This window comes from Flavisolibacter ginsenosidimutans (genome assembly GCF_007970805.1).
In the GTDB taxonomy this organism is placed as follows: Bacteria; Bacteroidota; Bacteroidia; order Chitinophagales; family Chitinophagaceae; genus Flavisolibacter; species Flavisolibacter ginsenosidimutans.
Window position 1 is genome coordinate 3,724,162 of sequence record NZ_CP042433.1, and the last position, 13,408, is coordinate 3,737,569.

The 13,408-nt window shown below is 46.9% G+C and carries 12 protein-coding genes; 5 read left to right on the forward strand and 7 right to left on the reverse strand.

Features of this window, described 5'->3' with window-relative positions:
- Nucleotides 1-38 precede the first annotated feature (38 nt).
- Genes FSB75_RS15795 through FSB75_RS15805 form a run of 3 tightly spaced genes read right to left on the reverse strand, consistent with a single transcriptional unit; the run spans nt 39 to nt 3,343 of the window.
- Complete coding sequence (locus FSB75_RS15795) at nt 39-1,514, reverse strand: S41 family peptidase (RefSeq protein WP_172623173.1); 1,476 nt, start codon at nt 1,512-1,514, stop codon at nt 39-41.
- 4 nt (nt 1,515-1,518) lie between these two features.
- Nucleotides 1,519-2,547, reverse strand: a complete 1,029-nt coding sequence (gene thiL, locus FSB75_RS15800) for a thiamine-phosphate kinase (protein WP_146789466.1) — start codon at nt 2,545-2,547, stop codon at nt 1,519-1,521.
- Between the two features lie 10 nt (nt 2,548-2,557).
- Nucleotides 2,558-3,343: an inositol monophosphatase family protein gene (locus FSB75_RS15805; protein ID WP_146789468.1), complete on the reverse strand. Its 786-nt coding sequence runs from the start codon at nt 3,341-3,343 to the stop codon at nt 2,558-2,560.
- Between the two features lie 133 nt (nt 3,344-3,476).
- Between FSB75_RS15805 and FSB75_RS15810 the strand changes: the two genes are divergently transcribed.
- From FSB75_RS15810 to mtgA, 4 genes are all read left to right on the forward strand, one after another.
- Nucleotides 3,477-5,417, forward strand: a complete 1,941-nt coding sequence (locus FSB75_RS15810) for a glycosyltransferase family 2 protein (RefSeq protein WP_172623174.1) — start codon at nt 3,477-3,479, stop codon at nt 5,415-5,417.
- A gap of 40 nt (nt 5,418-5,457) precedes the next feature.
- Nucleotides 5,458-6,984, forward strand: a complete 1,527-nt coding sequence (locus tag FSB75_RS15815; RefSeq protein WP_146789472.1) for a GH3 family domain-containing protein — start codon at nt 5,458-5,460, stop codon at nt 6,982-6,984.
- 191 nt (nt 6,985-7,175) lie between these two features.
- A complete protein-coding gene (locus FSB75_RS15820; RefSeq protein ID WP_146789474.1) occupies nt 7,176-7,811 on the forward strand; it encodes a LysE family translocator in 636 nt (211 codons plus the stop codon).
- The gene (gene mtgA / locus FSB75_RS15825; RefSeq protein WP_146789476.1) at nt 7,811-8,533 is read left to right on the forward strand and encodes a monofunctional biosynthetic peptidoglycan transglycosylase; all 723 of its coding nucleotides are present in this window, start codon (nt 7,811-7,813) and stop codon (nt 8,531-8,533) included. The genes FSB75_RS15820 and mtgA overlap by 1 nt, the downstream gene beginning before the upstream one ends.
- Nucleotides 8,534-8,656: 123 nt before the next feature.
- Here the strand turns inward: mtgA and FSB75_RS15830 are convergent, their stop codons facing one another.
- The 4 genes from FSB75_RS15830 to FSB75_RS15845 all read right to left on the reverse strand — a co-directional run bounded on the left by FSB75_RS15830 (nt 8,657) and on the right by FSB75_RS15845 (nt 12,171).
- Nucleotides 8,657-10,324: an ArnT family glycosyltransferase gene (locus FSB75_RS15830; RefSeq protein ID WP_146789478.1), complete on the reverse strand. Its 1,668-nt coding sequence runs from the start codon at nt 10,322-10,324 to the stop codon at nt 8,657-8,659.
- Nucleotides 10,321-10,857 carry an AAA family ATPase gene (locus FSB75_RS15835; RefSeq protein WP_146789480.1) on the reverse strand — a complete coding sequence of 179 codons (537 nt, stop codon included), beginning with the start codon at nt 10,855-10,857 and terminating at the stop codon, nt 10,321-10,323. Before FSB75_RS15835 ends, FSB75_RS15830 begins: the two co-directional genes overlap by 4 nt.
- Nucleotides 10,854-11,495, reverse strand: a complete 642-nt coding sequence (pnuC, locus tag FSB75_RS15840; RefSeq protein ID WP_146789482.1) for a nicotinamide riboside transporter PnuC — start codon at nt 11,493-11,495, stop codon at nt 10,854-10,856. Before pnuC ends, FSB75_RS15835 begins: the two co-directional genes overlap by 4 nt.
- 97 nt (nt 11,496-11,592) lie before the next feature.
- A complete protein-coding gene (locus FSB75_RS15845; protein ID WP_146789484.1) occupies nt 11,593-12,171 on the reverse strand; it encodes a M23 family metallopeptidase in 579 nt (192 codons plus the stop codon).
- 85 nt (nt 12,172-12,256) lie between these two features.
- On the opposite strand from FSB75_RS15845, the gene FSB75_RS15850 reads away from it, so the two are divergent.
- Nucleotides 12,257-13,402 (forward strand): AI-2E family transporter, encoded by a 1,146-nt coding sequence (locus FSB75_RS15850; RefSeq protein WP_172623175.1) that lies wholly within the window; start codon nt 12,257-12,259, stop codon nt 13,400-13,402.
- The last annotated feature ends 6 nt before the right edge of the window (nt 13,403-13,408 follow it).

A 13,408-nucleotide genomic window follows, 5' to 3' on the forward strand; every position in this document is an offset into this window, starting at 1 on the left:
TGGGGCGGAAAAACGAATGTGCTCAAAAGGAAAAGAAGTTACTGTCCGCTTCTATCTCGGATCAACGCTTTCACCTTCTCCATCTTGTAATCCTCGTTCTTTCGTATTGCTTCCACCGTTGGCGGTGCAGGAATTTCGGGCTGTACGCCATAACCTTTCGGTTCGTTTTTGTCAATCACCAGCCGGAATAAAGGCAGGCGAAAACGAACGCCGGTATGCGGCAGGGTTACATCGGGAATGAGCCAGGCCGTGTTGCCGTAAGCACCGCCGCCGGTTTCTTCGCCTACAACAATTACGTCTTCTTGTTCGCGCAGCGAATGCGCAAATAGGGAAGCCGCAGAGAACGTGTTGCCGCCCGTTAAAATGTAGGTTGTGCCCTTAAAGTGATAGCGGCTTTTGGGTTTGAAGCCTTTTTGTTCGTAAAGCGTAAAATGATAGCGGCCGTCCTTTCGTTTGCGGGTAAGAAATTCTAAAAAAAGCCAGTTCACGAGACGATTATTCCGGTACTTGCCATACGTGCTGGATCGTCGCAAAGCATAAAGCGAATCGGCAATGACGAAAGGTTTGTCGGCAATGTATTTCGTAAGAAGATTGGAAAGAATCACACTCCCACCGCCGTTGCCGCGAACGTCCACCACAAGGTTCGGAATCTTTTTCCTTTCAATCTCTTTAAACGAACGGCGAAAAAAGCCGCGCAAGCAGGCCCCTTTGGTAAAGGTGTTCACTTCCAGGAAAGCGGTGTGTAAAGTTGTGTCTATCCGCAGGCTGCGCACCTGTTCCAACTCCAGCCGCTTGCGTTCGCCCTTCGATAATACTTGCGCGGGCCGTGTGGCTCTTCGCTGCGTGTCGGCTCGCGGATTGTAAAGGCTTAACATCGCCGTGCGAAGGTTTCCGGCCGTGTCAATGAATTCTACCGGCGTCTTTTGTTTCAATCCAAACACAACAGCGTAGAGCGTACGAAAATTGCTGCCGTTGCTGATGGTTTGATACTTGTGCGTGGTGTTGTAACCGTCGGCCGAAAGAAAAGAAAACAAGGAATCAAGAATGAAGGCTATGGGCTTTCCGTCAATGGATTTTAAAACAACGCCCCGAACAACGTTGCTGTCCTTTCGATTGAGGTTTGCGGTCACCACAACAGTATCGGGCCAGGCTTTTACAAACAAGGGAAAGGAAAGGCCTTGCGGCCCGTTGTATTTTGCGGCGGCATCGGATGGACGGACAGAGGTATGGCCGCAGCGAATTTTTGAAAGCACAGAAGACAGCACATACCGAAAGCCGCTTTCGGTAAGCGAGTCATTCAGTTTGCTTTTGCCCAAGTTGAAATAATAATCCATGCTGTCTTTCGGCGTGTACCAATAAAGGCTTGGGTGCGCCTCTTCAAGGCTGGCGCGAAAGATGTCGTAGTCTTCCCGCAATTCTTTTGGCGAAAATTTTTTGGACGGGTTGAACGGTTTGCTGGCCACACATCCTCCAAGCATCAGCAACACAGAAAATACGGCCAGCCAGTTTCTCATAATCTCATTTGAATGCGTTCCAGCCCTGTGCCGTGATGGCGTATTTGTTTCCGCCTTTGGTGATGATGTTTGCGCCGGCTTCTTCATCGGTCAGGTAACCAATCACGCTGATGTCGGTGTTGTCTTTTATTTTGTCGTAGTCGTCTTGCTTCAGTGTAAAAAGCAGTTCATAATCTTCGCCGCCGCTCAATGCGCAAGCCGTCGGATCAAGGTTGAATTTAAAGGCCGCGGCGCGGGTTTCTTCGCCAATGGGAATTTTTTCTTCGTACAGCACACAGCCCACGTTGCTTTGTTTGCAGAGGTGTAAAATTTCGGAACTCAGGCCATCGCTCACATCAATCATTGAAGTGGGTGTAACGTTATTCTGCGCAAAAAAGTCAATCAGGTCCACTCTTGCTTCGGGTTTCAGTATTCTTCCGACAGTGTATTTTTCGTTTTCAAGGTCGGGCTGAATCTGCGGGTTTTCGAGGTAGATTTTTTTCTCTCTTTCCAGCAACAACAAGCCAAGATAAGCGGCGCCTAAATCGCCGGTTACGCAAAGCAACTCGCTTTTTTGTGCGCCTTTGCGGGTGACAAATTTATCCGGCGCTACCTCGCCAATGGCCGTGCAGGAAATGATAAAGCCTTTTTGCGACGACGACGTATCGCCGCCAATCAAGTCAACCTTGTAGGTATCGCAGGCCGTGTAAACGCCTTCGTAGAATTCATCCAATGCCTCCACGCTAAAGCGGTTGCTAAAGCCAATGCCAAGAATAATTTGCGTTGGCGTGGCGTTCATGGCGCAGATGTCGCTTATGTTTACCGCCACGGTTTTGTAGCCAAGATGCTTCAGCGGCGTGTACATCAAATCAAAGTGCACGCCTTCTATCAATAAATCATTTGTAATAACGGTTTGCTTGCCAAAATGGTCAATCACCGCGGCATCGTCACCAACACCTAATATGGAGGAAGCGTTGTGGATTTCAACGTTTTTGGTGAGATGGTCTATCAGGCCAAATTCACCAAGAGAAGAGACTTCGGTTCGTTCGCTCATACGGTTCAAATTAAGATTGTTTTGGAACGTTTCCTTTCACCCATTCAACTAACTCATCGTGAATGATACCATTCGTCGCCACTATACCCGGCTTATACGGCGAGTATTCATCGCCTTTTAAATTTGTCACCCTTCCTCCGGCTTCTTCCACCAACAAAAATCCTGCGGCGCTGTCCCAAGCCTGCAGTTTATGCTCATAAAAACCATCAAAGCGGCCGCAAGCTACCCAGGCCAAATCAATTGCTGCTGACCCAAGCCTGCGCACCGGCACGCCTCTGCGAATAAAGCGGTCAAAGACTTCAAGCGGACCGTTGGGCTCATCCAGATATGTGTACGGAAAACCGGTAACCAAACAGGCATTTTCCACTACTGCTTTTTTGCTCACGCTGATGGGTTTGTCGTTGAGCGTTGCGCCTTGTCCTCTTTCGCCAAGGAACATTTCGTTTAAGAAAGGGTTGTACACGCCACCAAGTATCATCTTGCCGTTGTGCTCAAGCCCGATGGAAATGCAACAAATGGGAATGCGGTGCGCAAAGTTCACCGTGCCGTCAATGGGATCAATGATCCACTTGTATTGCGAATCTTGAATCAATTCGCCGATCTCTTCGCTTAGAATGTAATGATCGGGAAAGGCGTCTTTAATTGTTTCGATGATGATTTTCTCCGAAGCGTGGTCCACTTCGGTCACCAGGTTGTTGACGCCTTCTTTGTTGCTGATCTTAAAATCAAGGTCGTTGAACTTGGTGATCTCGTCGGCCGCGGCATTGAGCGCCTTGAGAAGGGTGTTTTTAAACATACGCAAAAGTAAGTGTTGGTCGTTGGCCGTTGTTCGACTTTGCGGCTGTTTTCTCCGATCAACTTCCAACCATCAACGATCAACGTTTTTCGCCGAAGTTTCCCTACGTTTGCCCGCTTACAATTCTCTGCCGTTGACGCTTTCCGTTATCATAGTAAACTACAACGTAAAATACTTTCTGGAGCAATGCCTTTATTCGGTATCGAAAGCTTCAGTCGAAACCGAGACGGAGGTTATTGTAGTGGACAATCACTCTACCGACGACAGCCTTTGTTATTTGCGGCCAAAATTCCCGCAGGTAAAATTTATACGGAACGAAACCAACAGCGGCTTTGGCAAGGCCTGCAACCGCGGCTTGCAGGAAGCCACCGGCAAATACGTTTTGTTTTTGAACCCCGATACCATTGTTGCGGAAGACAGCTTTTCTACCTGCGTTCGGTTTTTTGAATCGCATTTCGATTGCGGGGCTTTGGGTGTAAAGATGATTGACGGCAGCGGGTGCTTTTTAAAAGAAAGCAAACGCGCCTTCCCCTCACCACTTACATCGCTTTTTAAATTGTCTGGCCTGGCGCATCTCTTTCCAACGTCAAAAATTTTTGCCCGTTACCATTTGGGTTATCTGGATAAAGAAAACAATCACGAAGTAGATGTGCTGGCCGGCGCTTTTTTAATGACAAAAAAAGAGGTCTTGCAAACCGTTGGCGCTTTTGACGAAGACTTTTTTATGTACGGCGAAGACGTAGACCTGAGTTACCGCATTCAGAAAGCCGGCTATAAAAATTATTACCTGGCCGAAACAAGCATCGTTCATTTTAAAGGCGAAAGCACCAAACGCGGAAGCCTTAATTACGTGCTGATGTTTTACAGGGCCATGAGCGTTTTTGTAAAAAAACATTACGGTGGCGCAAGGGCAAGCGTGTTTCATTTTTCCATCCGCATGGCTATATGGTTGCGGGCTTTTGTTTCGGCTTTTGTGAAGCTGATAAAATGGGTCGGTATTCCCGCAATTGACGCCGTTATTATTCTGTTTAGCTTTTTGGCCGTAAAAGAAGCCTGGGTAAGATATGTGCGCACCGACATTGTCTATCCCGATAAATTGTTGCTCGTCTCCTTTCCCCTATTCACATTGCTCTTCCTGATTGCTGCTTATTACGCAGGTCTTTATGACCGTTTTTATAAACGCCGGAGCGTGGCCCGTTCCACCGTTGTGGCAACGGTTACGCTGCTCACCGTGTATGCGCTGTTGCCAGAGCAATACCGTTTTTCGCGGGGCATCGTTGTTTTCGGTGCAATAACGGCTTTCCTGTTTATTTCGTTTGAACGATGGTTGCTTGCCAAAGCCGCCGTTCTTCCCCAGCCTTTGGACGCTTCGTCAAGGCCGCACATTGTTATTGCTGCGTCAAAGGCCGAGTACAACAGGGTTGAAAATTTTTTAGGGGAAAAAGGTTTTGGAAACCGCATCATTGGGCGCATCGGCATCAACGGATCACAGACATCTGCCATTGCGCATTTGAACAATATTGAAAACACCGCCGAAGCACTCAACGCAAAGGAACTGGTGTTTTGTGCCGGCACGCTTTCGTACAAAGAAATCATTGCGCTTACGGAACGCTTGCGAACGAAGTTGAAATTTCGCTACCACGCAGCAGGCAGCAGCAGCATCGTAGGCAGCGATACCAGCACCGAAAGCGGCGAGATTCTTTCCGCCGAAACAGACTTTGCTTTGGCGCTTCCATCCAACCGGCGGCTGAAGCGGCTCGTTGACGTGTTGGCATCGCTTCTGTTTCTGCTCATCTTTCCGGTACAATTTTTTTTGGTAAAAAAACCGATGAAATTTTTTGCGAATTGCGTGGCTGTTTTGTTCGGAGTAAAAACATGGGTAGGTTACAGCAACGCAGAGCCTTCGTTGCCCTTCGTTCGCAAAAGCGTGCTGGCGCCAAACGGAAAGAAAGAGGTCGTCGTCTCGTTCAGCGATAACAACCTTTACCTGCTCAATTATTGGTATGCCCGCAACTACGAACCATCGCTCGACATCAAAACAATTTTTTCTCATTACAAAGATTTAGGCGGCTAAGGAGGTTAACTTTAGTACGGCTTCTAACTACGATTGTTGAATGGCAAGACTCATTGATATCAAGCTTCCCAAAGCAATAGCCTCGGCCCTTCGTTTATCCCAAAAAGATGCTCAACGCCAGCAATTGCGTGTGCTGAAAAAGTTGTTGAAAAAAGCCCGCTTTACTGCGTTTGGACAACATTACGACTTTGATAAAATATTATTAAACGTCCATCCTGCAAAAGCTTTTCAGCAAACCGTTCCCGTGCACGACTACAATAAAATTTACGAAGACTGGTGGAAGAAAACGCTCGACGGTGTACCCGACGTAACCTGGCCCGGCAAAATAAAATATTACGCCTTGAGTTCGGGGACATCGGAAGCGGCCAGCAAATACATTCCGGTAACCAAAGAGATGTTGCGCAGCAACCGCGTGAATTACATTCGCCAACTTATCTCGCTTTTAAGTTATGAGCACTTGCCACGCAATGCGGTAACCAAAGGCTTTCTGATGTTGGGCGGCGCTACGGATTTACAAAAAGGCGCGGCCGGTTGGTACGCCGGCGACTTAAGCGGCATTCTTGCACGCAACCGTCCCTTTTGGTTTCAAACTTTTTACAAACCCGGTGGCCGCATTGCCCGAATAAAGGACTGGAACGAAAAACTGAACGAGATCGTGGAGCATGCAAGAGATTGGGACATCGGTTACATTGTGGGCGTACCGGCCTGGTGCCAGATGTGCATGGAGATGGTAATTGAACACTACGGCGTAAAAAACATTCACGAAGTGTGGCCCAACCTTGGCTTTTTTGTGCACGGCGGCGTGGCCTTTGAGCCCTACAAAAAAGGCTTTGAAAAACTCTTGGGCAAACCCATTGTTTACATCGAAAATTATTTGGCCAGCGAAGGCTTCATCGGTTTTAAAAACCGCGAAGATGCGCAAGGCATTCACCTCATTTTGAACAACAACATTTTTTTGGAATTCGTTCCGTTCGACGATAAAAATTTTGACGGCGAAGGAAAGATGATTGCCAACCCTGAGGCCCTGATGGTGCACGAAGTGGAAGAAGGAAAAGAATACGCTTTGCTTTTAAGCAACAACGCCGGCGCCTGGCGTTATTTGCTTGGCGACACGGTGCGCTTTGTAAACAAAAAACGAAGTGAGGTGGTGATTACCGGACGCACCAAACATTTTTTGAGCCTTGTGGGCGAGCACTTAAGTGTGGAAAATATGAACAAGGCTGTTGAGTTGGTAAGCAATGAGTTCAACGTCTCGATACCGGAGTTTACGGTGATGGGTTTCCCGCATCAAAATCTTTTTGCGCACAAATGGTACATTGCCTGCAACGACGAAGTTGACCCAAATGCATTGATCAAACGAATAGACGAACGCTTGTGCGAATTGAACGATGACTATGCTGTTGAACGAACGTCGGCGCTGAAGGAAATTTTTGTCCAAATACTGCCCGAAGAAACGTTCATAAAATTCATGGAGTCCAAAGGAAAGCTGGGCAGCCAGCACAAGTTTCCACGGGTATTGAAAGGAAAGATGTTGAAAGACTGGGAGGCGTTTTTGAACCACGGATGACACGGATTGAAAAGTATTGCGCGGATTATTTCGATCGTTAATAAACGCAACGTAAAGTTTGTACGAACGCCCAGTATTTTACTTCGCTTGCTCTTGCTGTCGTGTTCCATCGGTTTAAGGGTGAATTTACGTTTTCCGTTTCGCGGCCGAAAACCGCTCTTTACCTTATCTTTCACCTTATACTTTTCGCTATGCTTGATGCACTCATCAAAGGTCTTTTGCTTGGCTTGTATCTCGCGGTGTCCGTTGGGCCAATCGTGTTTACCGTCATCAAGCAAAGCCTCGACCACGGCTGGCGCGGCGGACTGGCCTTTATCCTCGGCATTTTTTCGGTAGATGTTTTTCTCGTGATCTGTTGCAATGCTTTCTCGCACTTCTTCAGCGTCCTGTTAAAATACAAAGAGCCACTGGGCATTGCGGGAAGCATCCTGCTTATTGCCGGCGGTGTGTATTATCTCTTTTTTAAAAAAGTGGAAACGGTGCAGTCTGGAAAAGAAATTAAAATAAGAGGGCACGGCTACTATGCCCAATTGTATTTAACCGGCGCGGTGATGAACATTCTGAACCCCGGCATCATTGCCGTATGGTTTACCACGGCCACAGCTTTTGTGATGTACACCATCGGGCAGCGGGCCGTTATTTTTGGCACCGCTTTGCTCATCGCGTTAAGCGCTGATGTGGCAAAAGTTTTATTTGCCGACAAGTTGCGCCGCAAGCTTACGCTGGGCACCATGCACCGCATCAACAAAATCAACGGCTTCATTATTCTCGCCTTTGGCATTGTGTTGCTTATTTTGCTGTTGTGGGGCAAAAAGACAGGCCATTGATGAAAGCCAAAAACAGGAAAGAAAAGCAAAGCATTGGACGGAGAATTTGGCGTTGGACAAAACGCATCTTCCTCATTTTATTTCTTGCGCAATTGCTTTACATCGTTGTGTTGAAATGGATTTATCCGCCCGTTACGCTAACGCAGTTGAGCAGTTGGATTAGCGGCGACGGCCTGAAAAGAGATTACGTGAGCGGCAAGAACATTTCACCCAATTTAAAGCTTGCCGTCATTGCTTCCGAAGACCAGATATTCCCCGACCACAGCGGCTTTGATTGGAAGAACATCAAAAAGGCAATGGAGTATAACCAGAAAAAACCCAACCGTATTCGCGGGGCAAGCACCATCAGTCAACAAGTAGCGAAAAATGTTTTTTTGTGGCAGGGAAGAGATTGGCTTCGCAAGGGTTTGGAAATTTATTTTACCAAAATGATTGAATGGATTTGGGGCAAGCAACGCATACTGGATGTTTACCTGAACGTGATTGAAACCGGCAAAGGCATTTACGGTGCCGAAGCAGCATCGCAAACTTATTTCGGCAAGCCTGCGAAGGCTCTTTCGCGAAGAGAAGCCGCAATGATTGCCGCCTGTCTTCCCAACCCAAAAGTATTTACCGTAAAACCGCCGCACCGCCAGGTGTTGCAACGCAGCGCCTGGGTGATGGGACAAATGAGCTTTTTGGAAAAAGATGAAGACGTGCAAAGGGTAATTTCTGAACCATGATGTCCGAACCACGATTTGGGTGGATTTATGGATTAACAAGAAATGAAAACGGCTTGATAAAGTAAGAGTCGTTCAGTGATGAACGACTCTTTTATTTCTCCTAAATCTTTTCATCTCCCCAAATCATGGTTCAGAAATTTTCAGCTTAATCTTCTCGCTGTTGTGCGAATAAAGCTTGCTGTCCGACATCACACCGAAGCGCATGAAATATTTTCCGGGACTTAGCTGCGGAAGAACGCAAAGACTGCGAATGTTCTTTTGAACTACGTCTTGCAGCGCAAACGGCAGTTCAATGTATTTAATCATCTTCTGCCCGTCGAAAAATCCGAGTGCAATTTTTGGATTCACGTTCGTGTGCGTTAGCAGATAGGTTTGATATTGCGGCGGAACGTTTACAGAAATATCAAAGCATAACGAATCGTTTGCTTTGGCCGTTACATCCTTTGCGCTGAAGGTGATTTTTGCAAAGGCATTGTAAGCGCTATCGTAATAATAACCCACGGTGTAAAGCGGCGTTTTGATGGTGGTTTTGTATTGCTCTACATCGTAAATGTCCATGATGTAAACCGGCTTGCCGAGAAGAGAGTCTTCCACCGGCCAAAAGTTGTAATTGTTGCGGCGGTCGTCAAATTTGTTCAACGAATAAGTCATCTTACCGCTGTAAAACCAAAACTTCGAAGCCCGCTGGTAATTGTTATTGAAGACAAACAAATTCGAACCGGTTCGCTTTTGAATTTCCTGCGGCCAACCTTTCCAGGCGTGATAACGTTCAACGATGGCTTCTGCTTTTACTACATCAAAAATCATCACAAAGCGAAAGGCAATAACAAGAACGATTGTAAGGGGTAAAAGCCTTATCAGCCATTTTCGGCAGCTGGCTTTTTCCTGCAAGTATTTGTGCGCTAAAATCATCACCGGAACAATGGCCGGCGACGTCCAGTTGGGTTCTACTTTTCCTTTTAAGGTGCTGAGTAAAAAGAAAAGAAAGAAGCCAATTGCGGTAAATTTTAAGCTGCGTTCGAAGGAGTTCTTTGTGCGGTAAAGAAAAGAAGCAGGCCACAAAATAAAACCGGCAATAGGACCGGCAAGAAGAAGTTGACCGAGGATATAATCGGTGGTGTAATTGAATTTGTAGGGATTTACGTTGCTTTCAAAAAGGTGGTAACGAAAGCTGATCCAATCATGCTGGTATTGCCAATACAAATGTGGTGTGAACAAAAGCAACGCAAGGGCTCCCGCCGCATAAATTTTTGCATCGCGAAGCAATTTTGCATTCGACAACAAAACAAAAAACAGCAACAGCACCGCGTGGTATTTGCTGTACAGCAAGCAAGCCGCAACAAGGCCAAGCCACAACACATTCCGCCAGGAAGATTGCTGCAAATAATTCCGGTAAACAAGAAAAAACAAAGCCGTGAAAAACATCAGCGGTACATCGGGCACTGCTACAAAGCCGCTAATTTGCAAAACCGCAACGGACAATGCAATTGCATAAAACAAGAAAGGGTTCTTCGGTGAAGTAAGTTTCTCCGTGACATAAATAGTGGCCGTGTTTAACAGCAAAGGCACGATGCGCACAGCAATTTCTCCGCGCAAAAAAATCGTTCCGATTTTTATCAGCAGTGCAATCATCGGCGGATGATCGAAGTAGCCCCAATCGAGGTAATGCGCATAAACCCAATAGTAGGCTTCGTCGTCCTGCAATTCGGTAAAAATGCATTGGACGGCTCCCAGTAAAAACCAGCTTGCGTAAAAAATGGTGCAGTGATGTTTTTGAAAAAAACGGTTCAAGCAGGAATGGATTTGTTTGTAAAAGTTTCGATGGCATTAATGGCCGTGTGCAAACGGTGTTCGTTATTGCCGCTCACGATGGCCCACGGTATGCCGCTGTTGAGGACCGCGTCTTTGTAAATGCGAAAAAGTTTTTGCCGTGTGGCAATGTCGGGGTATTCGCGCAGTTCATCTTTGGCCCAGGGAAGATCGGTATCGCAAAGCAGGTACAGGTCGTAACGGGTTTTGGCAATGGTTTTTAAAATCCAGGTGGGACAAGCGTTAAACACCACTTCGTGCCAGACCTTCATCACGTACATGTCGGTATCAATAAAATAGAAACCGTTTTTGGCTTCGGCCTCTTTTTCTTCCTGGGACTTTAATTGTCCTTTTGCGATAACGGTTAAGTCATCATAGCCGTAAGCCGTTCCATTCTCGGTGAGATAGTGGCGTGCAAACTCGGGACACCACACCGTGTTGTAATGCCGGGCTAATTGTTCGCACAGCGTGCTTTTGCCGGTTGATTCGGGACCCGTGATGACAATGCGTTTCATGCCGTTTCAAATTCAAATGCGTTGCGGCTTTCCTTTGCCCGTCGTTTCCATTCTATCAAACCAAATACGGCCATCACCAACAACACAATGTAATATACACTCGTAAACGCCAATCCTTTTACGTAGTACAACGGAATGCTGGCCGCGTTGGTCAGGATCCACCACCACCAGCTTTCTACTTTTTTTCTTGCCATCAGCCACATGCCAGTGTAAGCCGTTGCCGAGGCAAACGCATCGGCCCAGGGAATAACGCCGGGAAAAGAACGCCGCAAATACGTAAGGATAAAAAACAGCGTCACGTAAAAGAAAACAAAGAAGATGATTTCCTGTAACCATTCTGTTTTATTGGAGAACGTAATGTGCACAAGCGGCTTGTGCGACACGTCCTTGCGGGCCCACAGCCACCAGCCGTAAATGCTCATCACGGTGTAATAAAAATTTACGCTGGCTTCGCCAACGAGGTGCGCTTGTAAACTGAGGTAGATATAGATAACGGTATTGATCAGCCCCGTTGGATAGACCCAGATGTTTTCTTTTCGCGAAAACCACACGCTAACGATGCCCGACACCACCGCGATGAATTCAAGAAGCGACGTGTTTTTAAGATTCGCGATTACTTGCTGAAAGAAATCCTGCATAAAGCGCAAACCTACTAGAAGTTGGCAATAAGCGGTTCGCCGTTTGCTTGAAAAAATTTAGTACTGTACGCCACGCCTGGCTAAATGCTAATGGCGTTCACATTGCTTTATACCGGCGAAGCGGCTGCAAAAATTTCGCGCCCTTTTCGGTTAAAAAAGGAACCGGAAACGAGGTTCGCTTTTTTTGCAACGCACGGGTGACTTCAAAATGCAAATGCGGAAACGCACTAAAGCCTGTGCTACCGCTAAGGCCAATGCATTGGCCTTGTTCAACGCTGTCGCCTACGGAAACGAGGGCGCCATTTTGTTGCAAATGCCAGTAGTGTGCAAAGCTGCAGTCGCTGTGTTTAACGGTAACGCCGTTGCCGGTGCCAGCGTACCGTTTGCCAACGCCGCCGCGGGCCGTGCTTTGCCGTACAAACACCACCACGCCGCTTCTTGCGGCCATCACTTTTGTTCCGGGCTTCATTTTAAAATCAATGGCAAAGTCGCCGTGGTGAGAAAAGAGCGATTCATAACCCTGCACAACGTAATGCGCCGTGCCGCTTTCGTAAGGAAGAAAGTAAACGTTGTTGTGATTGCCTGCGAGGATTACGGCACGTGAAATAAACTCGTTGCTCTGCAGAACGGCACAAGAAGAAAGAGCGGCAAAGAGCAAAAGCACGAAAACTTTCATATCGTTGTTGCTGCTGCAAAAGAAGTGCAAGGTTTGTGTGAACGACCCAACCTTAATGTTGCACGGCAATTGCTACTTTTATAAGATGGGCATTTTCCGAAATACATCTACCTCTGTTGTGTTTGCTAAAATGGCAAACCCGCTGCTTTGCTTTGTGCTTACGGTTGCTATTCTTTATTTCGGACAGCATGTGCTTGTACCGCTTGCCTTTTCCTGCCTGCTTGCCATTTTGCTTTCTTCGCCAAGCCGCAAGCTGGAGCGTTTGGGTGTTTCCAGGGGCTTTGCCGGCATGATTTGCCTCTTGGTAACACTCATTGTTTTCTTTGTTGTTTTTTACTTTATTTCTTCTTCCGTCGTGTCGTTTAAGAACGATTTTCCGGCGATGATGAAAAACATGCAGGAGGCCATCGGCAACCTGCAACTCTGGCTCGAAGAAAAGTTTCATCTCAGCACCGATAAGGTGCACGAACTTTTTAATTCATCTGCTTCCGACATGCTTCCTTCCACCTCTGTCATCCTTAACAAAGCACTGGGCACTGTCTCGGGCGGTTTTCTTACCATGCTCATTGTTTTCCTGCAAACCTTTTTATTGCTTTTGTACCGCAGCTTAATTGTTCGGTTTTTCATTTACACCTTTGCCGATGAGTTCAGTGGCCGCATCTACAACATCTTTGAGCGGATTAAATACGTTATCCGCAGCTACATCGTTGGTTTGGCTATTGAGATGGCCGTAGTGGCCATTGCTTACTCCGGAATCTTGTTTATACTGGGTGTAAAATATGCTTTGCTTTTAGGGGTCATTGGCGCTTTGCTTAACCTCATTCCCTATATCGGAATTTTCATCGCCTGCATTATCACGGCGCTTGTTACGTTCAGCACCAACCATGCGTCAACGGTTGTTTGGGCTACGGTAGGCATTCTCGTGATTCATTTAACGGACTCCAATATTTTACTGCCGCGCATTGTCGGTTCCAAAGTGCGCATCAATGCCTTGGCAACGATTCTTGGCGTCATTATCGGCGGAGCCATTTGGGGCATACCGGGCATGTTCCTTGCCGTACCCATTATGGCCATTGTGAAAGTTATTTTTGAAGACACGCCGCCCCTGTTTTCCCTGGCTATTTTAATGGACGATAACGGCGAAATGGAAACAAAGGAAAAAAACATCAAAAAGATCGTGAAGAAGGTGAAGAGCGCAACGCAAAACAAAAAAGCATCCACGGATAAGTGAATGCTT